The sequence below is a fragment of the Pseudomonas sp. NFR02 genome (genome assembly GCF_900119375.1).
GTDB lineage: Bacteria > Pseudomonadota > Gammaproteobacteria > Pseudomonadales > Pseudomonadaceae > Aquipseudomonas > Aquipseudomonas paracarnis.
Map to the genome: position 1 here is coordinate 269745 of NZ_FPJJ01000007.1, position 18085 is coordinate 287829.

Here is an 18085-nt window from a genome sequence, read left to right on the forward strand (position 1 = left end):
CACATGCTCGTTCCCACGCTCTGCGTGGTAACGCCTCCCAGGACGCTCCGCGTCCCGTCGCAAATGAAGGGGCACGCGGATCTTCAGAGCCAAGGTTGGATGTCGATCAGGCCTGGCATACCTGCATAGTTGCGCGCGCTGGAGTAACGCCAGTGTTCAGCCAGGTCCACATAGCCTCGCTTTATGGGGTTGTGATGGATGTAATCAAGCTTCTGGCGCATGACTGCCTCGCTGTAAACCAATTGCGCATGTGAGCCTTCCTGCCACAGTTGATAAACACGATCTGTCTTGTGTGCACGCTTGCAGAAACGCAGGCGCTGCAATACCCGCTCCGCGCCTTTGCTTTGCAGGTCGTCAATGATGGTTCGGGCGGTGAAGGATTTGAATTGGCTGACGCACTTTCCCAGATCTGGCGCTTGAGCAATAAAGTGCAAGTGATTTTCCAGGATGACGTAACCAAACAAGTTTAAAGCGTGGTTGCTTTGTTGATATCGCCAGCAATCCAGAAGATGGTCCACCAGGTAGTTGCAGGTGAAGAGGGGGAGCCATTCCATGACAGTGCAGGTGAGGAAGTGGGGTTTTTCGGGTTCGGTGATGACATAGCGGCTTCTGCCCACGTGTTCATCCTTGATTTCGGGTGGACGCGGAGCGTCCGAGGAGGCATTCCCACGCGGAGCGCGGGAACGATCATGATTCAGCGTCGCGTCGCAGGCCATGAATCTGCGACGCGGCGCTTAGGCGTTAACAGTTATTGGGCATAGATATGAACAACGAAGTGCTGGCCTGAGTTTGTCAATTCGTAGGCTTTGTCGTAGATGGTCAACGTCCTTGAGGGCTCCTGAATGGTGTCCCCGATCTTGGCGTGTTTCCTGAACTCGTCCCAGTCTATGACCGTGGTGCTAGTGCCGCCGCCGCTTTGCAGTGTGTTGCCATTACTTTGATATTCCATGATAAAACTCTCCATTGATGGGCCTTTGCGGCCGATTATTCGGCTGGCGATGAAACCCGAAAGGCGGCAGTTATCGCTGCGTTTTCCTTGCGGGTAACAAGAGGCTAGACAATGAAAGCGAGCTACGTAGCGGTCGGAAATATCAAAAAACAGTCTCGGCAATCGGCCAGTACCAACTGGCCGAATTCGTACGTTAAGCGTTCATTACTTCCCGAATATCGGCAGCCAATTCCCTCACACGCTCTTCCTCGGTATCCCACGCACACATGAAGCGCGCACCGCCTTTGCCGATGAAGGTGTAGAAGCGCCAACCCTTGGCGGTCAGCGCTGCAATCGCGGGTTCCGAGAGTTGCAGGAACACGCCGTTGGCCTGTACCGGGAACATCAATTCCACGCCGGGAATATCCGACACCAGGCTGCTCAGCAATTGCGCGCAATGGTTGGCGTGGCGTGCATGCTTGAACCAGGCGTCATTTTCCAGCAGGCCCACCCATGGCGCAGAAAGAAAGCGCATTTTCGACGCCAGCTGACCGGCCTGTTTGCAGCGGTAGTCAAAGTCTTCAGCCAGTTTGTGATTGAAGAACAGGATGGCTTCACCTACCGCCATGCCGTTTTTGGTACCACCAAAGCAAAGCACGTCGACGCCGGCTTTCCAGGTCAGGTCGGCCGGTGAGCAGCCCAGGAATGCACAGGCATTGGCGAAGCGTGCGCCGTCCATGTGCAGGTTCAGTCCCAGTTCCTTGCAGGTGGCGCTGATGGCGCGGATTTCTTCCGGGGTGTACACGCTGCCGACTTCGGTGGCCTGGGTCAGGGTCACGACGCGCGGCTTGGGATAATGGATATCCTGGCGCTTGAGGGCGATTTCGCGGATCGACTCCGGGGTCAGCTTGCCGTTCTCGGTACGGGCAACCAGCAGTTTGGAGCCGTTGGAGAAAAACTCCGGCGCGCCGCATTCGTCGGTTTCGACGTGGGCGGTTTCCGAGCAAATCACGCTATGGTAGCTCTGGCACAACGAGGACAGCGCCAGGGAGTTGGCAGCCGTACCGTTGAAGGCGAAGAACACCTCGCAGTCGGTCTCGAACAGATTGCGGAAACCGTCGGCGGCGCGGTGGGTCCATTCATCATCGCCGTAGGCGCGTTGATGGCCCTGGTTGGCTTGTTCCATGGCGGCCCAGGCTTCCGGGCAGATGCCGGAATAGTTGTCGCTGGCAAATTGTTGGCTCTTGTCGGTCATGGCCCGTTCCTGTGGTCGATGTTGGTGCGCACTTTACCCAAGATTGCCGGGGGCACGCACGCACTGTAAATGCAAAGTCGTTGGGGAATTATGCACGGTACTCACACCTTGCCTGTCGGACCTGTCCGAGATGGCGCTTTGGATCTGCTCAAGTGGCTGGCGCTGTTGAGTATGGTGCTCGATCATCTGCGCTATGTGGGGCTGAGCCTGGATGGGCTATACGTGCCGGGGCGTCTGGCGTTTCCATGGTTTTGCCTGGCGATTGCGGCCAATGTGCATCGTGTCCGTTACGTCCCAGTGACCGGCCATTGGCGCTACCTGGGTTGGTTGCTGTTGTTCAGCGTGATCAGCGAAGTGCCATATCGGCTATTTATCGAGGACGCCGATACGTTGAATGTGCTGCCGACTTTGGTGTTAGGTTTGCTGGTTGCCCGAGGTTGGCAGCAAAAGGCGCTTTTTGATCGAGGATTAGCGCTGTTAGCGCTCAGTATCGCGGGGGCGTTTGCGACACATTTGATGTTCGGTTTTTTCGGTGTGTTGCTGCCTGTGGCGATGTTGCTGGTGTTCAGTCGCCCTTGGTATTTCAGTGTGCTTCCAGGCTTGGTTTGTGTTGCCGCCAACCAATGGCAGATTTTGCTGAATAGCGGCACACCGGTGGCGCTGTTGGGGTTGGCAACATGCCTGATTGCGCCATGGGTGGGTTTGGTCTTGTTGCGACATGCCAAAAATGTCTCGCCACCAGCGATGCGGCGTTGGGCCTATGCCTTATATCCACTGCATTTCTTGCTGCTGCTACTCATCCGCCAGATCATCGCCTAACCCCTGTGGGAGCTGGCTTGCCTGCGATGCACACACCTTGGTCTGCCAGTTGCACCGCAGCGATGCCATCGCAGGCAAGCCAGCTCCCACACAAGCTTTTGCACATTCTTGAGTCCATGTCGTAAACGCACCTTTGCGTGGCGTGCGCAGGCATTTGGCCCGCACGCGCCAGCCCTACCATCGCATCAAAGGGCCCTGCGAGGGCCTCAACAATACGAAAGGCTGGGAGAGACGCGATGTTCAGCAAACAAGACCAGATCCAGGGATATGACGACGCACTGCTGGCGGCGATGAATGCCGAGGAGCAGCGCCAGGAAGATCATATCGAGCTGATCGCGTCGGAGAACTACACCAGCAAGCGCGTGATGGAAGCTCAAGGCAGTGGCCTTACCAACAAATACGCCGAAGGCTACCCGGGCAAGCGCTACTACGGCGGCTGCGAGCATGTGGACAAGGTCGAAGCCCTGGCTATCGAGCGCGCCAAGCAACTGTTCGGTGCCGATTACGCCAACGTGCAACCGCACTCCGGTTCCTCCGCCAACAGCGCCGTGTACCTGGCGCTGATCAATGCCGGCGACACCATTCTGGGCATGAGCCTGGCCCACGGCGGTCACCTGACCCACGGCGCCAAAGTGTCATCCTCGGGCAAGCTGTATAACGCGGTGCAGTACGGCATCAACACCGACACCGGCCTGATCGACTACGACGAAGTCGAGCGCCTGGCGGTCGAGCACAAGCCGAAGATGGTCGTGGCAGGGTTCTCGGCCTACTCCAAGACCCTGGATTTCCCACGCTTCCGTCAGATCGCCGACAAGGTAGGCGCGCTGCTGTTCGTCGACATGGCCCACGTTGCCGGCCTGGTTGCCGCTGGCCTGTACCCGAACCCGCTGCCTTACGCCGACGTGGTCACCACCACCACCCACAAAACCCTGCGCGGTCCACGGGGCGGCCTGATCCTGGCCAAGGCCAACGAAGAAATCGAAAAGAAACTCAACGCTGCGGTATTCCCCGGCGCCCAGGGCGGCCCGCTGATGCACGTGATCGCCGGCAAGGCCGTGTGCTTCAAGGAAGCGCTCGAGCCCGGCTTCAAGGCGTACCAGCAGCAGGTGATCGATAACGCTCAGGCCATGGCCGAAGTGTTCATCAAGCGTGGCTACGATGTGGTCTCCGGCGGCACCGACAACCACCTGTTCCTGGTCAGCCTGATCCGCCAAGGCCTCACCGGCAAAGAGGCGGATGCCGCTCTGGGTCGCGCCCACATCACCGTCAACAAAAACGCGGTGCCCAATGACCCGCAGTCGCCGTTCGTGACCTCGGGCCTGCGCATCGGCACCCCGGCGGTGACCACTCGTGGCTTCAAAGTGCCGCAGTGCGTAGAGCTGGCCGGCTGGATCTGCGACATCCTCGACAACCTCGGCGACGCCGATGTCGAGGCCAACGTGGCCAAGCACGTGTCTGCCCTGTGCGCTGATTTCCCGGTTTATCGCTGAGCGCGGTTTTGGAGTAATGACTATGCAACGCTACTCAGGCTTCGGCCTCTTCAAGCACTCCCTCAGCCATCACGAAAACTGGCAGAAGATGTGGCGCACGCCGACCCCGAAAAAGGTCTACGACGTAGTGATCGTCGGCGGCGGCGGGCATGGTCTGGCGACCGCCTACTACCTGGCCAAGGAACACGGCATCACCAACGTGGCGGTGGTCGAGAAAGGCTGGCTGGGCGGCGGTAACACCGCGCGCAACACCACCATCGTGCGTTCCAACTACCTGTGGGACGAGTCGGCGCACCTGTACGAACACGCCATGAAACTCTGGGAAGGTTTGTCCCAGGACCTGAACTACAACGTGATGTTCTCCCAGCGTGGCGTGTACAACCTGTGCCACACCCTGCAGGACATCCGTGATTCCGAACGCCGCGTGAGCGCCAACCGCCTCAACGGTGTGGACGGCGAGCTGCTGAATGCCCAGCAAGTAGCCGACGAAATCCCGTATCTGGATTGCTCCAAGAACACCCGTTACCCCGTGCTCGGCGCCACCGTGCAACGTCGCGGCGGCGTGGCCCGTCACGATGCCGTGGCCTGGGGCTTTGCCCGTGCTGCCGATGCCTTGGGCGTGGACCTGATCCAGCAGACCGAAGTGATCGGGTTCCGCAAGGAAAACGGCGTGTGCATCGGCGTGGAAACCAACAAGGGCTTTATCGGCGCCAAGCGTGTCGGTGTGGTGACTGCCGGTAATTCCGGGCACATGGCTTCGCTGGCGGGCTTCCGCCTGCCGATCGAATCCCACCCGCTGCAAGCCCTGGTGTCGGAGCCGATCAAGCCGATTATCGACAGCGTGATCATGTCCAACGCCGTGCACGGTTATATCAGCCAGTCCGACAAGGGCGACCTGGTGATCGGCGCTGGTATCGACGGCTACAACGGTTACGGCCAGCGCGGTTCGTACCCGGTGATCGAGCACACCATCCAGGCCATCGTCGAGATGTTCCCGGTGCTGTCACGGGTGCGCATGAACCGCCAGTGGGGCGGCATCGTCGACACCACGCCGGATGCCTGCCCGATCATCTCCAAGACCCCGGTACCGAACATGTTCTTCAACTGCGGTTGGGGTACGGGCGGCTTCAAGGCCACCCCAGGCTCAGGCAACGTGTTTGCCGCCAGCCTGGCCAAGGGTGAAATGCACCCACTGGCCGCACCTTTTTCCATCGACCGTTTCCACAACGGTGCGTTGATCGACGAACACGGCGCTGCGGCCGTCGCCCACTAACAGGAGAAATTCCCTATGTTGCATATCTTCTGTCCTCACTGTGGCGAACTGCGCTCCGAAGAGGAATTCCACGCGTCCGGCCAAGCGCACATCCCGCGCCCGCCAGACCCGAATGCCTGCACCGACGAGCAGTGGGGCGACTACATGTTCTTCCGCGATAACCCGCGTGGGCTGCACCACGAACTGTGGATCCATGCCGCCGGTTGCCGCCAGTATTTCAACGCCACCCGCGACACTGTGACCTACGAAATTCTTGAAACCTACAAGATCGGTGAGAAGCCTCAGTTCACCGCCAAGGCCTCTGGAGAGAAGGTATGAGCCAGATCAATCGCCTGTCCAACGGTGGCCGCATCGACCGTAATAAAGTCCTGACGTTTACGTTCAACGGTCAGAGCTACAAGGGCTTTGAAGGCGACACCCTGGCCGCAGCCCTGCTGGCCAACGGTGTCGACATCATTGGCCGCAGCTTCAAGTATTCGCGCCCACGGGGCATCTTTGCCGCCGGCGCCGAAGAGCCGAACGCGGTGCTGCAGATCGGCGCCACCGAAGCCACTCAGATCCCCAACGTGCGCGCCACCCAACAGGCGCTGTACCAGGGCTTGGTCGCCACCAGCACCAACGGCTGGCCGAGCGTGAACAACGACATGATGGGGATTCTCGGCAAGGTCGGCGGTAAGCTGATGCCGCCGGGTTTCTACTACAAAACCTTCATGTACCCGCAATCGTTCTGGATGACCTACGAGAAGTACATCCGCAAGGCGGCGGGCCTTGGTCGCTCGCCCACCGAGAACGACCCGGACACCTACGACAACTTCAACCGTCATTGCGACGTGCTGGTCGTGGGCGCAGGCCCTGCGGGCCTTGCGGCTGCGCTGGCCGCTGCGCGCAGCGGTGCTCGGGTGATCATCGCCGACGAGCAGGAAGAGTTCGGTGGTTCGCTGCTCGATTCCCGCGAAAGCCTCGACGGCAAGCCCGCCACTGAATGGGTTGCCGGCGTCATTGCCGAATTGAAAGCCCTGCCGGACGTGGTGCTGCTGCCCCGCGCCACCGTCAACGGCTACCACGACCATAACTTCCTGACCATTCACGAGCGTCTCACCGACCATCTCGGTGACCGTGCGCCGATTGGCGTGGTGCGTCAGCGTATTCACCGCGTACGCGCCAAGCGTGTGGTGCTGGCCACCGGTGCGTGCGAGCGTCCGCTGGTGTACGGCAACAACGATGTGCCGGGCAATATGCTCGCGGGTGCGGTGTCTACCTACGTGCGTCGCTACGGCGTGGCACCGGGTAAAAAGCTGCTGCTGTCGACCAACAACGATCATGCCTACCGCGTTGCGCTGGATTGGTTCGATGCGGGCCTCACCGTTGTCGCGGTGGCCGATGCGCGCCACAACCCACGCGGGGCACTGGTTGAAGAAGCTCGCGCCAAAGGCATTCGCATCCTCACCGGCAGCGCCGTGATCGAGGCCCGTGGCAGTAAGCACGTGACCGGTGCCCGCGTGGCAGCCATCGACGTCAAGGCGCATAAAGTCACCAGCCCCGGCGAGTGGCTGGACTGCGACCTGGTCGCCAGCTCCGGCGGTTACAGCCCGGTGGTGCACCTGGCCTCGCACCTGGGCGGCAAACCGACCTGGCGTGAAGATATCCTCGGGTTTGTACCGGGCGAAGCACCGCAAAAACGCGTGTGCGTGGGCGGCATCAACGGTGTCTACGGCCTTGGCGATTCCCTCGCCGATGGCTTTGAAGGCGGCGTGCGTGCAGCCAGCGAAGCCGGTTTTGCCCCGGTTGAAGGCACGCTGCCAAAAGCCTTGAGCCGTCTGGAAGAACCGACCCTGGCGCTGTTCCAGGTGCCCCACGAAAAAGCCACTGCACGGGCGCCGAAGCAATTTGTCGACCTTCAGAATGACGTCACCGCGGCCGCCATCGAACTCGCGACCCGCGAAGGTTTCGAGTCGGTGGAGCACGTCAAACGCTACACCGCGCTGGGCTTCGGCACTGACCAGGGCAAGCTGGGTAACGTCAACGGCCTGGCCATCGCCGCCCGTTCGTTGAACGTGACTATCCCGCAGATGGGCACCACCATGTTCCGTCCCAACTACACGCCGGTGACGTTCGGCGCCGTAGCGGGCCGTCACTGTGGGCATATCTTCGAGCCGGTACGCTACACCGCCCTGCAGGCCTGGCACGTGAAGAACGGCGCCGAGTTTGAGGACGTCGGCCAGTGGAAACGCCCATGGTATTTCCCACGCAACGGTGAAGACCTGCACGCCGCGGTGAAGCGCGAATGCCTGGCGGTGCGTGACAGCGTCGGCCTGCTGGACGCGTCCACCCTCGGCAAGATTGACATTCAGGGCCCGGATGCCCGCGAGTTCCTCAACCGTATCTACACCAACGCCTGGACCAAGCTCGACGTGGGCAAGGCGCGCTACGGCCTGATGTGCAAGGAAGACGGCATGGTGTTCGATGACGGCGTCACTGCCTGTCTGGCCGACAACCACTTCCTGATGACCACCACCACTGGCGGCGCCGCCCGCGTATTGCAGTGGCTGGAAATCTACCAACAGACCGAATGGCCAGACCTCAAGGTGTACTTCACCTCGGTCACCGACCATTGGGCAACCATGACCCTGTCGGGCCCCAACAGCCGCAAGCTGCTCAGTGAAATCACCGATATCGACCTGGACAAGGACGGTTTCCCGTTCATGACCTGGAAGGAAGGCCTGGTGGGTGGCGTGCCGGCACGGGTGTTCCGTATCTCGTTTACCGGTGAGTTGTCGTATGAGGTCAACGTGCAGGCCGACTACGCCATGGGCGTGCTGGAAAAAATCGTCGAGGCCGGCAAACAGTACAACCTGACCCCGTACGGCACCGAGACCATGCACGTACTGCGCGCCGAGAAGGGCTTCATCATCGTCGGGCAAGACACCGACGGCTCGATGACCCCGGACGACCTGAACATGGGCTGGTGCGTTGGCCGGACCAAGCCGTTCTCGTGGATCGGCTGGCGCGGGATGAACCGTGAAGACTGCGTGCGTGAAGAGCGCAAGCAGTTGGTGGGGCTCAAGCCGATCGACCCGAACGTGTGGCTGCCGGAAGGCGCGCAGTTGGTGTTCGATCCGAAGCAGACGATTCCGATGAAGATGGTGGGTCACGTTACCTCAAGTTATGCGCATAACTCCCTGGGCTATTCGTTTGCCATGGGTGTGGTGAAGGGCGGCTTGAAGCGCATCGGTGAGCGGGTGTTCTCGCCGCAAGCGGATGGCAGCGTGATCGAAGCCGAGATTGTGTCTTCGGTGTTCTTTGACCCCAAAGGTGATCGGCAGAACGTCTGACACCTGATCGTTCCCACGCTCTGCGTGGGAATGCATTCCGGGGCGCTCTGCGCCCCAAGGGCGGACGCAGAGCGTCCATGGCGGCATTCCCACGCGGAGCGTGGCAACGATCAACAGAATTCAGAACAGGTGCTTTATGACAGCAGCCAATGTTTACCAACAACGCCCCACCACCGGCGCCAAGGCCGAGTCGTCGCTGCACCATGCCGACCTCGCCAGCCTGGTCGGCAAGGGCCGCAAGAATGCCGGCGTGACCGTGCGTGAAAAGAAACTCCTCGGCCATCTGACTATCCGTGGCGATGGCCACGACGCCGCCTTCGCCGCTGGCGTACACAAGGCCGTCGGCATTGAACTGCCCGGCCCGCTGAGTGTGGTCTTCAAAGGTGAAACCAGCCTTCAGTGGCTCGGCCCGGACGAGTGGCTGTTGATCGTGCCGAGCGGTGAAGAATTCGCCGCCGAACAGAACCTGCGTGCCGCCCTGGGCGACCTGCATATCCAGATCGTCAACGTCAGCGGCGGCCAGCAGATTCTTGAACTGAGCGGCCCGAATGTGCGCGATGTGCTGATGAAGTCCACCAGCTACGACGTACACCCCAACAACTTCCCGGTCGGCAAAGCCGTGGGTACGGTGTTCGCCAAGTCGCAACTGGTGATCCGTCATACGGCTGAAGACACCTGGGAACTGCTGATCCGTCGCAGCTTCTCGGATTACTGGTGGTTGTGGTTGCAGGATGCCTCGGCCGAATTCGGTTTGAGCGTTCAAGCCTGAGGAATCGCCCATGAGCCGCGCACCCGATACATGGATTTTGACCGCCGACTGCCCCAGCGTGCTCGGCACGGTGGACGCGGTCACCCGCTACCTGTTCGAGCAGGGCTGTTACGTCACCGAGCACCATTCGTTCGATGACCGCCTTTCTGGCCGGTTTTTCATTCGTGTGGAGTTCCGCCAGCCCGACGGTTTCGACGAGCAAGCCTTTCGCGCAGGTCTGGCGACCCGTGGTGAAGCGTTTGGCATGATCTTCGAACTGACGGCGCCGAACTACCGGCCCAAAGTGGTGATCATGGTCTCCAAGGCCGATCACTGCCTGAACGACCTGCTGTACCGCCAGCGCATCGGCCAATTGTCGATGGACGTGGTCGCGGTGGTGTCCAACCACCCTGATCTCAAACCGTTGGCCGACTGGCATCAGATTCCCTACTACCATTTCCCACTGGACCCCAACGATAAACCGTCCCAGGAACGTCAGGTTTGGCAGGTGATTGAAGACACCGGCGCCGAACTGGTGATCCTTGCGCGCTACATGCAAGTGCTGTCACCAGAGCTGTGCCGCAAGCTGGACGGCAAGGCCATCAACATTCACCACTCGTTGCTGCCGGGCTTCAAGGGCGCCAAGCCCTATCACCAGGCGTACAACAAGGGCGTCAAACTGGTGGGCGCAACGGCGCATTACATCAACAACGATCTGGATGAAGGGCCGATCATCGCCCAAGGCGTGGAGGTGGTGGATCACAGCCACTATCCCGAAGATTTGATTGCCAAGGGGCGGGATATCGAAGGGCTCACATTGGCGCGAGCGGTGGGGTATCACATCGAGCGGCGGGTGTTCCTGAATGCCAATCGCACCGTCGTTCTTTAGATCGCTGTCGCAGGCAAGCCAGCTCCCACATTCCTGGATGTGTGAACCCGATCCACGGTGGGAGCTGGCTTGCCTGCGATGAGGCCCTTACAAGCAACACAAGAAACAGCATCTGTACCCGAGCACTTAACGCGCTGCCCCAAGGGCAACGCAGTTCCATAAAAACAACAGCGAGGTGAAAGCATGTCTGGTAATCGTGGTGTCGTGTATCTCGGCAACGGCAAGGTCGAAGTACAGAAAATCGACTATCCCAAAATGCAGGACCCGCGCGGCAGGAAGATTGAGCACGGCGTCATCCTGCGCGTGGTCTCCACCAACATCTGCGGCTCCGACCAACACATGGTGCGCGGCCGCACCACGGCCCAGACCGGCCTGGTGCTGGGGCATGAAATCACCGGTGAAGTGATCGAGAAGGGCAGCGACGTAGAGAACCTGAAAATCGGTGACCTGGTCTCCGTGCCGTTCAACGTTGCTTGCGGGCGCTGCCGCTCGTGCAAGGAACAACACACCGGCGTGTGCCTGACCGTCAACCCGGCCCGTGCCGGTGGTGCCTATGGCTACGTCGACATGGGCGACTGGACCGGTGGCCAGGCCGAGTACGTGCTGGTGCCGTACGCCGACTTCAACCTGCTGAAACTGCCGGATCGCGACAAGGCCATGGAGAAAATCCGTGACCTGACCTGCCTCTCCGACATCCTGCCCACCGGCTACCACGGCGCTGTTACTGCCGGCGTCGGCCCAGGCAGTACTGTCTATATCGCCGGTGCCGGCCCGGTGGGTCTGGCGGCTGCCGCCTCCGCTCGCTTGCTGGGTGCAGCGGTGGTGATCATCGGCGACGTCAACTCGATCCGTCTGGCCCACGCCAAGGCCCAGGGTTTTGAAGTGGTCGACCTGTCCACTGACACCCCGCTGCACGAACAGATCGCCGCGTTGCTCGGCGAGCCGGAGGTGGACTGCGCCGTGGACTGCGTGGGCTTTGAAGCACGCGGCCACGGCCACGACGGCGTCAAGGCCGAAGCCCCTGCCACGGTGCTCAACTCGCTGATGGGCGTGGTGCGCGTGGCGGGCAAGATCGGTATCCCAGGTCTGTACGTGACTGAAGATCCAGGTGCGGTCGATGCCGCCGCGAAAATGGGCAGCCTGAGCATTCGCTTCGGCTTGGGTTGGGCCAAATCCCACAGCTTCCACACCGGGCAGACGCCAGTGATGAAGTACAACCGCCAACTGATGCAGGCGATCATGTGGGACCGTATCAACATTGCCGAGATCGTCGGCGTGCAGGTGATCAGCCTGGATGACGCGCCACGCGGGTATGGCGAGTTCGATGCGGGCGTGCCGAAGAAGTTTGTGATTGATCCGCATAAGTTGTTCAGTGCGGCGTAACGCGTTGGGCAAATGAAAAAGGGCGACCCGTGGGTCGCCCTTTCTTATTTGTGTAGAGTCAGCCTCAAATTCGGAATAGCGGTTTCACCATTTTCAACAATGGTTTTTCCGCCGTAGTTGCACCGAGGTACTCCATCAACCACCTTGTAGGACTCGGGTGCAAGTTCGTACTTGTCCGCCAGGTAGTCATCCGTTGTTCCGGCAGTTTCTCCTGTCCACAAGCCTTCAGCATTAGATGAAGTGTATTTGAAACCGTCTTCGAATTTCTTTTCCTTGCCCACAAAATACTCTTGCTTTGTGGGCTCTGACTTTATGTCGTTGACTTTTGGGCATTTATCTATGTCGGCAGCATAAGCATTGCCAGCTAATAAACAGGCGGTCATCAACCCTAAAACTAACGTCTTATCCATTTTTCCGTTCCTTGAAGCGTGGTATGGAACTAGATCGTAATAAGCGGGATAAGCGAAGGCTACTGTGAGAAATGACAGTTATTCATATCGATAAGAAATAAGAAGGGGCAGGTATATTTCGTCTGTTTCATTGTGAGCGGCAGCAGGGGCTTTAAAATGTCGGGCAACTGACCGCTCATATCACACGCTGTGAGGGTTAACGCATTGCCAGTGCCCCTTGATACACCGTAGGGCCGGTTGGCTGCTTACTCACTGAACCACCTTTGGTTTCAGAACTTACCATCAACTCCACCGGTTGTTTGATCGTCTCCTGCTGGCGGGGATTCAGGCCAATGATACCTTTGCCATCCTCCGGCAGCAGGCCAAGGGACACCGGTGTGCCGTCTTTGGGAATCGCCCAGAGTTCAAGGCTCTGGTCCGGTGCTGGCGCCGTGGAGGCAATCGGTTCTACTTCCAGGTAATCCTTGTGGGCCATGATCTGTGCGGCTGGCTGCTGGGTCGTGGTCACCAATGTCGCCGCGGATTTGACGCTGTCCTGGGTGTAGAGCGCGCCGCCGATACCGGCAACCACCACCACGCAGGCGCCGATGAACAGGCGAGGGCGGCTCCAGAACGCAGGCTTGTGCTCAATCACTGGGGGTTGGATCGCAGTCATAAGTCTCTTCTCGACAAATTCTATAGTCAGTTCATGGACCCGCTTATCCTCGATGGGTTCCTGAGGGGCTCCGGAACAACCGACGGGTTACCCAGTCCAACGCCTGCTTTTACCCCTATACCCAGAGGTTGTTTCGATGAAGATTTCACGCGGTTTTGCCCTGTCCTGCCTGTTGACCGTGGCCGCTGGCCCGGTGTTCGCAGCAGGTTTCAGCCTTGGCGATGCAGCCAATGCCATTTCCGGCATGCAGGGTGGCAACAACAAGGCTGCCGCCGCCGCGCCCACCTCGGAGACGGCCGACCTGCTGACGGCCTTGACCTCGCAACTGAACATCACCCCCGAGCAAGCAGTGGGCGGCACGGGCGCCATGCTGGGCCTGGCCAAGAACAAACTCAGCGGCAACGACTTCTCGCAGTTGAGCAGCACTGTGCCGGGTCTCGACAAGTTGTCAGGTAATAACGCATTGGGCAGCCTCGGTGCCCTGAGCGGGATGCTCGGCCAAACCGGCGGCAGCAAGACCAGCGGCCTGGACGGCCTATTGGGCAATGTGAAAAGCACCAATGACTTGAACACCGCCTTCAGCGCCTTGGGCATGGACAGCGGCATGATCGGCCAGTTTGCCCCGGTAATCCTGAAATACCTCGGCGGCGAGGGCGCCAGCAGCTCCGTATTGGGCAAATTGGCTCAAGCCTGGGGAACCGGTAGCTAGTTACCTGCGCAAAGGTCGTTTTTATAACGAGCAAGACTGAAATGTCATACCGGTAAATATCACAAGGTTGTAGGGAACCGTAAGAAGCAAGACACCACAATAAAGGTACCTTCCAAGGTCTCGTTTACGACGACCTTGGAAGGTTTCATTAATGACCTATGAGTGGTGGCGTTTTGAATATCAACGGGACACAAACTCCAGACATCAAAAACTATTTCAGTCCGCCTCCTCTTTCACGCAGTGGCGCTGATGATCAAGCGTTGCGCTCGCGCCTGGAAGAGATGGGGATTCACTCTGACAGCTACACAGCATCGGCGAGTCGCTTCAAAAAAAATGTCGAAGATCTGTCGCCTGGGCTTCGTTCTATTGTGCTGGGTGGAATTGATAATGCTTGGTCAGCGACAGCTCTGTTCAACGGCCTTGCCCGAAAGCACCCTTTCCGCTGTCTATAGTCAGGTTTCGTAGCATCTTGCGGGGCCAGGCGGTCATCGTTGCTCCCCACTGTTTTCCAGCAGTTCGTGAATTCGACGGTCCTTTTCCCTCCAGAGCTGGTTGACCCAGTTCTGGAGGGTCTGGCGAAACGCCGGATCGTTCTCGTAATCCCCTTGCCACAACGCCGGGTCCAGCTCGCGGGTGCGGATATCCACGATCACCTTCGGCACCGCGCCGCTGATCAGGTCCCAGAACCCTGGAATCTTTTGTTGTGGGTAGGCCACGGTCACGTCGAGTACCGCGTCCAGCTGTTCACCCATTGCTGCCAGCACAAACGCCACGCCGCCTGCCTTGGGCTTGAGTAGTCGAGTAAAGGGTGAACTTTGCTGCGCACGCTTGGCCTCGCTGAACCGCGTGCCTTCCAGGTAATTGACCACCGTCACCGGCTGACGCTTGAAAAGCTCGCAGGCCTCTTTGGTGATTTTCAGATCCTGCCCCGCCAGCTCCGGGTGCTTGGCCAGGAATGCCTTGGTGTAGCGCTTCATGAAGGGGTAATCCAGCGCCCACCAGGCCAGGCCGAGGAAGGGCACCCAGATCAGTTCTTTTTTCAGGAAGAACTTGAAGAACGGCGTGCGCCGGTTCAGCGCCTGGATCAGCGCCGGGATATCCACCCAGGATTGATGGTTGCTGATGACGAGGTAGGAGGTGTCACTGCGCAGGTCCTCACCGCCGCGAATATCCCATTGGGTTGGAATGCACAGCGAGAAAATCAGCTTGTCGATCTCGGCCCAGGTTTCGGCGATCCACATCACCGCCCATGAGGCATAGTCACGCGAGCGCCCTGGCGCCACCAGCTTGAGCAGGGCGAAGACCATCAAGGGGCCGATCAGGATCAGCGTGTTGACTAACAGCAGCAGTGTAACCAGACAGCCGGTGAGCAGGCGGCGCATAAGCAACTCTTGGAATTCTGTGGGCGGGCCATGATAAGCAAGGTGAGTCTAGAGGCCAAATCGCAAAATGCCGCACGAATGTTTCACACTGTGCGCGATATGCTCGCTCAGCCAACTAAGTGCCGTGTTTGCGGTCTAGACTCCGCCCACTTCTTTCGAGGAAATCCTGCCGTGAAATTACTCCTTGCTGCGTTCGCTCTGGTTGCCGTCCCTGTCATGGCGGCCGAGCCCACGCTCTACGGTCGCTACGAATACATCCAGTTGCCGGAGATCGGCGAAACCTTCAAGGCCAAGATGGACACCGGCGCGCTGACCGCCTCGCTGTCGGCCCGTGACATCGAAACCTTCACCCGTGATGGCGACGACTGGGTGCGCTTTCGCCTCGGCGGCAAGGACGCTGGCAACAAGGTCTACGAGCACAAGGTATCGCGCATCAGCAAGATCAAGAGCCGCGCCGACGAAGACGATGACAAGGACGAAGCCAGCGTGGCCAAGCGCCCGGTGATCGACCTTGAGATGTGCCTGGGCAACGTCAAGCGCACCGTCGAGGTCAACCTCACCGACCGCAGCAGCTTCAACTACCCGCTGCTGATCGGCGCCAAGGCCCTGCGTGAATTTGGCGCTGCGGTAAACCCGGCACGTCGCTACACTGCCGACAAACCGGACTGCTGATCGAACCCATGCCGCACATCCTGATTGTCGAAGACGAAGCGGCGATAGCCGACACGCTGATCTTTGCCCTGCAAGGCGAGGGCTTCACCACCACTTGGCTGACGCTCGGCCAGGCGGCGCTGGACCATCAGCGCCAGACGCCGGCCGACCTGATCATTCTCGACATCGGCCTGCCGGACATCACCGGCTTTGAAACCTGCAAGCAATTGCGCCGCTTCAGTGAAGTGCCGGTGATGTTCCTCAGTGCGCGGGATGCCGAGATCGACCGGGTGGTGGGGTTGGAGATCGGTGCCGACGATTATGTGGTCAAGCCTTTCAGCCCGCGGGAAGTGGCGGCGCGGGTCAGGGCGATTCTCAAGCGGGTCGGCCCGGGTGTGGCGCCAACCCTGTTCCAAGTGGATCTGGAACGCATGCAGATTCTCTATCGCGGCCAACCCTTGAGCCTCACGCGGCATGAGTTCCGCCTGCTGCAAAGTCTGCTGGACCAACCCGAGCGCGTGTTCAGCCGCGAACAACTGCTGGATGCGGTGGGCGTACCCTTTGATGCCGGTTATGAGCGCAATATCGATAGCCATATCAAGAGCCTGCGCAGCAAGCTCAGGAGTGTGGCGGCGAATGCCGAGCCGATCCAGACCCATCGCGGCCTCGGCTACAGCTACAGCCCGAGCCACAGCTGATGCGTCTTGGGCTGCGGATTTTCCTGGTGTATGCGCTGTTTATCGGCCTGACCGGCTACTTCGTGCTCAACACCGTGATGAAGGAAATCCGCCCCGGCGTGCGCCAGTCCACCGAAGAAACATTGGTGGACACCGCCAACCTGCTGGCTGAAATCCTGCGTGCAGACGTTAAAAACGGCACCCTCGGCCAGAGCCATTGGCCCGAATTGCTCAAGGCTTATGGCAGTCGCCAGCCGGGAGCGACGATCTGGGGCCTGCCGAAAAACCAGGTCAACCATCGCATCTACGTGACCGACGCCACAGGCAGGGTATTGCTCGACTCCAGCGGTGAAGCAGTCGGCCAGGACTATTCGAAATGGAACGACGTGTACCTGACCCTGCGCGGCGAATACGGTGCGCGCTCCACCCGCAGCGACGCAGACGACCCCACCTCATCGGTGATGCACGTGGGGGCGCCGATTCGTGACAACGGGCAGATCATCGGCGTGGTCACCGTAGCCAAGCCCAACAGCTCGTTGCAACCTTACGTGGATCGCACCGAGCGGCGCCTGCTGTGGTACGGCGCCGGGCTGGTCACCCTCGGGCTGCTGCTGGGCGCGCTATTGTCGTGGTGGCTGACTGCGGCCCTCAGACGCCTTACCGCCTATGCCGAAGCCGTGAGCGAGGGCCGCCGCGCCGAGTTGCCGCATTATCGCGGCGGCGAGCTCAAGCAGTTATCCAGCGCCGTGGAACACATGCGCACGCAGCTGGAAGGCAAGGCTTACGTAGAGCGCTACGTGCATACGCTGACCCATGAACTGAAGAGCCCGTTGGCGGCGATTCGAGGTGCGGCGGAGCTGTTGCAGGGCGACATGAGCCGTGAGCAGCAGCAGCGGTTTGTCGGCAATATCGACAGCGAAAGTGCGCGCCTGCAACAGCTGATCGAGCGCCTGTTGAACCTGGCCCAGGTGGAACAGCGCCAAGGTCTGGACGAGCAGTCGAGCATTTCTTTGGCAGCCCTGGTTGAGGATGTGTTGAAGGCTCAATGTGCGCGGGTCGAAGGCGCCGGCTTGCACGTCGAGCAGGCCATCGCTCCCGATGTGCGGGTATTTGGCGAACCTTTCCTGCTGCGCCAGGCCCTGGGCAACCTGCTCGACAACGCTCTGGATTTCACCCCACCCGGCGGCACGCTGAGGTTCAGCGCGCTGGTGCGGCATCACGAGGTGCAGGTCAGCCTGTTCAACCAGGCGCAGGCGATTCCCGACTACGCCTTGCCGCGCCTGAGCGAGCGTTTCTACTCGCTGCCGCGCCCGGCCAGCGGCCGCAAAAGTACGGGCCTGGGGCTCAACTTTGTCGAGGAGGTGATGAAGCTGCACGGCGGCTCGTTGCAGATCGGCAATGTACCGGGCGGCGTGCAAGCGGTGCTGCATCTCCACACAGTCTCCACATTGCCCACATAAACCTCCCATACCCACTGGGCAGAC

18 protein-coding genes are annotated in these 18085 nt (G+C 59.9%); 12 read left to right on the forward strand and 6 right to left on the reverse strand.

Annotation, left to right across the window (positions count from 1 at the left end):
- Positions 1–83 precede the first annotated feature (83 nt).
- The 3 genes from BT199_RS21160 to BT199_RS21170 all read right to left on the reverse strand — a co-directional run bounded on the left by BT199_RS21160 (position 84) and on the right by BT199_RS21170 (position 2183).
- The gene (locus tag BT199_RS21160; RefSeq protein ID WP_072435407.1) at positions 84–617 is read right to left on the reverse strand and encodes an REP-associated tyrosine transposase; all 534 of its coding nucleotides are present in this window, start codon (positions 615–617) and stop codon (positions 84–86) included.
- Between the two features lie 131 nt (positions 618–748).
- On the reverse strand, positions 749–949 hold the full coding sequence (locus BT199_RS21165; protein ID WP_014720236.1) for a hypothetical protein: 201 nt from the start codon (positions 947–949) through the stop codon (positions 749–751).
- Positions 950–1142: 193 nt separating this feature from the next.
- On the reverse strand, positions 1143–2183 hold the full coding sequence (locus BT199_RS21170) for a threonine aldolase family protein (protein WP_072435408.1): 1041 nt from the start codon (positions 2181–2183) through the stop codon (positions 1143–1145).
- A 90-nt stretch (positions 2184–2273) separates the two neighbouring features.
- Here BT199_RS21170 and BT199_RS21175 point away from each other — a divergent pair, with 90 nt between their 5' ends.
- The 8 genes from BT199_RS21175 to fdhA all read left to right on the forward strand — a co-directional run bounded on the left by BT199_RS21175 (position 2274) and on the right by fdhA (position 12117).
- On the forward strand, positions 2274–3002 hold the full coding sequence (locus BT199_RS21175; protein ID WP_014720234.1) for a TraX family protein: 729 nt from the start codon (positions 2274–2276) through the stop codon (positions 3000–3002).
- A gap of 236 nt (positions 3003–3238) precedes the next feature.
- The gene (glyA, locus tag BT199_RS21180; protein WP_003194857.1) at positions 3239–4492 is read left to right on the forward strand and encodes a serine hydroxymethyltransferase; all 1254 of its coding nucleotides are present in this window, start codon (positions 3239–3241) and stop codon (positions 4490–4492) included.
- Between the two features lie 22 nt (positions 4493–4514).
- Complete coding sequence (locus BT199_RS21185) at positions 4515–5765, forward strand: sarcosine oxidase subunit beta (RefSeq protein ID WP_003176546.1); 1251 nt, start codon at positions 4515–4517, stop codon at positions 5763–5765.
- Between the two features lie 15 nt (positions 5766–5780).
- Positions 5781–6083 carry a sarcosine oxidase subunit delta gene (locus BT199_RS21190; protein ID WP_072435409.1) on the forward strand — a complete coding sequence of 101 codons (303 nt, stop codon included), beginning with the start codon at positions 5781–5783 and terminating at the stop codon, positions 6081–6083.
- Complete coding sequence (locus BT199_RS21195) at positions 6080–9097, forward strand: sarcosine oxidase subunit alpha (protein ID WP_072435410.1); 3018 nt, start codon at positions 6080–6082, stop codon at positions 9095–9097. The genes BT199_RS21190 and BT199_RS21195 overlap by 4 nt, the downstream gene beginning before the upstream one ends.
- 136 nt (positions 9098–9233) lie before the next feature.
- Positions 9234–9866 (forward strand): sarcosine oxidase subunit gamma, encoded by a 633-nt coding sequence (locus BT199_RS21200; protein ID WP_003194852.1) that lies wholly within the window; start codon positions 9234–9236, stop codon positions 9864–9866.
- A 10-nt stretch (positions 9867–9876) separates the two neighbouring features.
- On the forward strand, positions 9877–10734 hold the full coding sequence (gene purU, locus BT199_RS21205) for a formyltetrahydrofolate deformylase (RefSeq protein WP_014720231.1): 858 nt from the start codon (positions 9877–9879) through the stop codon (positions 10732–10734).
- A 183-nt stretch (positions 10735–10917) separates the two neighbouring features.
- A complete protein-coding gene (gene fdhA, locus BT199_RS21210) occupies positions 10918–12117 on the forward strand; it encodes a formaldehyde dehydrogenase, glutathione-independent (protein WP_014720230.1) in 1200 nt (399 codons plus the stop codon).
- A gap of 44 nt (positions 12118–12161) precedes the next feature.
- On the opposite strand, the gene BT199_RS21215 is transcribed toward fdhA, so the two are convergent.
- A complete protein-coding gene (locus BT199_RS21215; RefSeq protein WP_072435411.1) occupies positions 12162–12527 on the reverse strand; it encodes a hypothetical protein in 366 nt (121 codons plus the stop codon).
- 196 nt (positions 12528–12723) lie between these two features.
- Positions 12724–13182, reverse strand: a complete 459-nt coding sequence (locus tag BT199_RS21220; protein WP_032894959.1) for an anti-sigma factor domain-containing protein — start codon at positions 13180–13182, stop codon at positions 12724–12726.
- Between the two features lie 136 nt (positions 13183–13318).
- Between BT199_RS21220 and BT199_RS21225 the strand changes: the two genes are divergently transcribed.
- Positions 13319–13891 carry a DUF2780 domain-containing protein gene (locus BT199_RS21225; RefSeq protein ID WP_020302147.1) on the forward strand — a complete coding sequence of 191 codons (573 nt, stop codon included), beginning with the start codon at positions 13319–13321 and terminating at the stop codon, positions 13889–13891.
- A gap of 485 nt (positions 13892–14376) precedes the next feature.
- Here BT199_RS21225 and BT199_RS21230 read toward each other — a convergent pair whose 3' ends face one another.
- Positions 14377–15273 carry an acyltransferase gene (locus BT199_RS21230; protein ID WP_072435412.1) on the reverse strand — a complete coding sequence of 299 codons (897 nt, stop codon included), beginning with the start codon at positions 15271–15273 and terminating at the stop codon, positions 14377–14379.
- A 171-nt stretch (positions 15274–15444) separates the two neighbouring features.
- On the opposite strand from BT199_RS21230, the gene BT199_RS21235 reads away from it, so the two are divergent.
- The 3 genes from BT199_RS21235 to creC are packed head-to-tail and all read left to right on the forward strand — an operon-like array spanning position 15445 to position 18061.
- Complete coding sequence (locus tag BT199_RS21235; RefSeq protein ID WP_072435413.1) at positions 15445–15945, forward strand: retropepsin-like aspartic peptidase RloA2; 501 nt, start codon at positions 15445–15447, stop codon at positions 15943–15945.
- Between the two features lie 8 nt (positions 15946–15953).
- Positions 15954–16622: a two-component system response regulator CreB gene (creB, locus tag BT199_RS21240; RefSeq protein WP_072435414.1), complete on the forward strand. Its 669-nt coding sequence runs from the start codon at positions 15954–15956 to the stop codon at positions 16620–16622.
- A complete protein-coding gene (creC, locus tag BT199_RS21245) occupies positions 16622–18061 on the forward strand; it encodes a two-component system sensor histidine kinase CreC (RefSeq protein WP_072435415.1) in 1440 nt (479 codons plus the stop codon). The genes creB and creC overlap by 1 nt, the downstream gene beginning before the upstream one ends.
- The last annotated feature ends 24 nt before the right edge of the window (positions 18062–18085 follow it).

Excerpts from the sequence above, each read along its gene's own strand:
- purU (WP_014720231.1), top strand. The coding sequence starts at position 9,877 with ATGAGCCGCGCACCCGATACATGGATTTTGACCGCCGACTGCCCCAGC.
- fdhA (WP_014720230.1), top strand. The coding sequence starts at position 10,918 with ATGTCTGGTAATCGTGGTGTCGTGTATCTCGGCAACGGCAAGGTCGAA.
- BT199_RS21220 (WP_032894959.1), bottom strand. The coding sequence starts at position 13,182 with ATGACTGCGATCCAACCCCCAGTGATTGAGCACAAGCCTGCGTTCTGG.
- BT199_RS21170 (WP_072435408.1), bottom strand. The coding sequence starts at position 2,183 with ATGACCGACAAGAGCCAACAATTTGCCAGCGACAACTATTCCGGCATC.
- BT199_RS21190 (WP_072435409.1), top strand. The coding sequence starts at position 5,781 with ATGTTGCATATCTTCTGTCCTCACTGTGGCGAACTGCGCTCCGAAGAG.
- BT199_RS21225 (WP_020302147.1), top strand. The coding sequence starts at position 13,319 with ATGAAGATTTCACGCGGTTTTGCCCTGTCCTGCCTGTTGACCGTGGCC.
- glyA (WP_003194857.1), top strand. The coding sequence starts at position 3,239 with ATGTTCAGCAAACAAGACCAGATCCAGGGATATGACGACGCACTGCTG.
- creC (WP_072435415.1), top strand. The coding sequence starts at position 16,622 with ATGCGTCTTGGGCTGCGGATTTTCCTGGTGTATGCGCTGTTTATCGGC.
- BT199_RS21185 (WP_003176546.1), top strand. The coding sequence starts at position 4,515 with ATGCAACGCTACTCAGGCTTCGGCCTCTTCAAGCACTCCCTCAGCCAT.
- BT199_RS21195 (WP_072435410.1), top strand. The coding sequence starts at position 6,080 with ATGAGCCAGATCAATCGCCTGTCCAACGGTGGCCGCATCGACCGTAAT.
- BT199_RS21175 (WP_014720234.1), top strand. The coding sequence starts at position 2,274 with ATGCACGGTACTCACACCTTGCCTGTCGGACCTGTCCGAGATGGCGCT.
- BT199_RS21200 (WP_003194852.1), top strand. The coding sequence starts at position 9,234 with ATGACAGCAGCCAATGTTTACCAACAACGCCCCACCACCGGCGCCAAG.
- BT199_RS21215 (WP_072435411.1), bottom strand. The coding sequence starts at position 12,527 with ATGGATAAGACGTTAGTTTTAGGGTTGATGACCGCCTGTTTATTAGCT.
- creB (WP_072435414.1), top strand. The coding sequence starts at position 15,954 with ATGCCGCACATCCTGATTGTCGAAGACGAAGCGGCGATAGCCGACACG.
- BT199_RS21165 (WP_014720236.1), bottom strand. The coding sequence starts at position 949 with ATGGAATATCAAAGTAATGGCAACACACTGCAAAGCGGCGGCGGCACT.
- BT199_RS21230 (WP_072435412.1), bottom strand. The coding sequence starts at position 15,273 with ATGCGCCGCCTGCTCACCGGCTGTCTGGTTACACTGCTGCTGTTAGTC.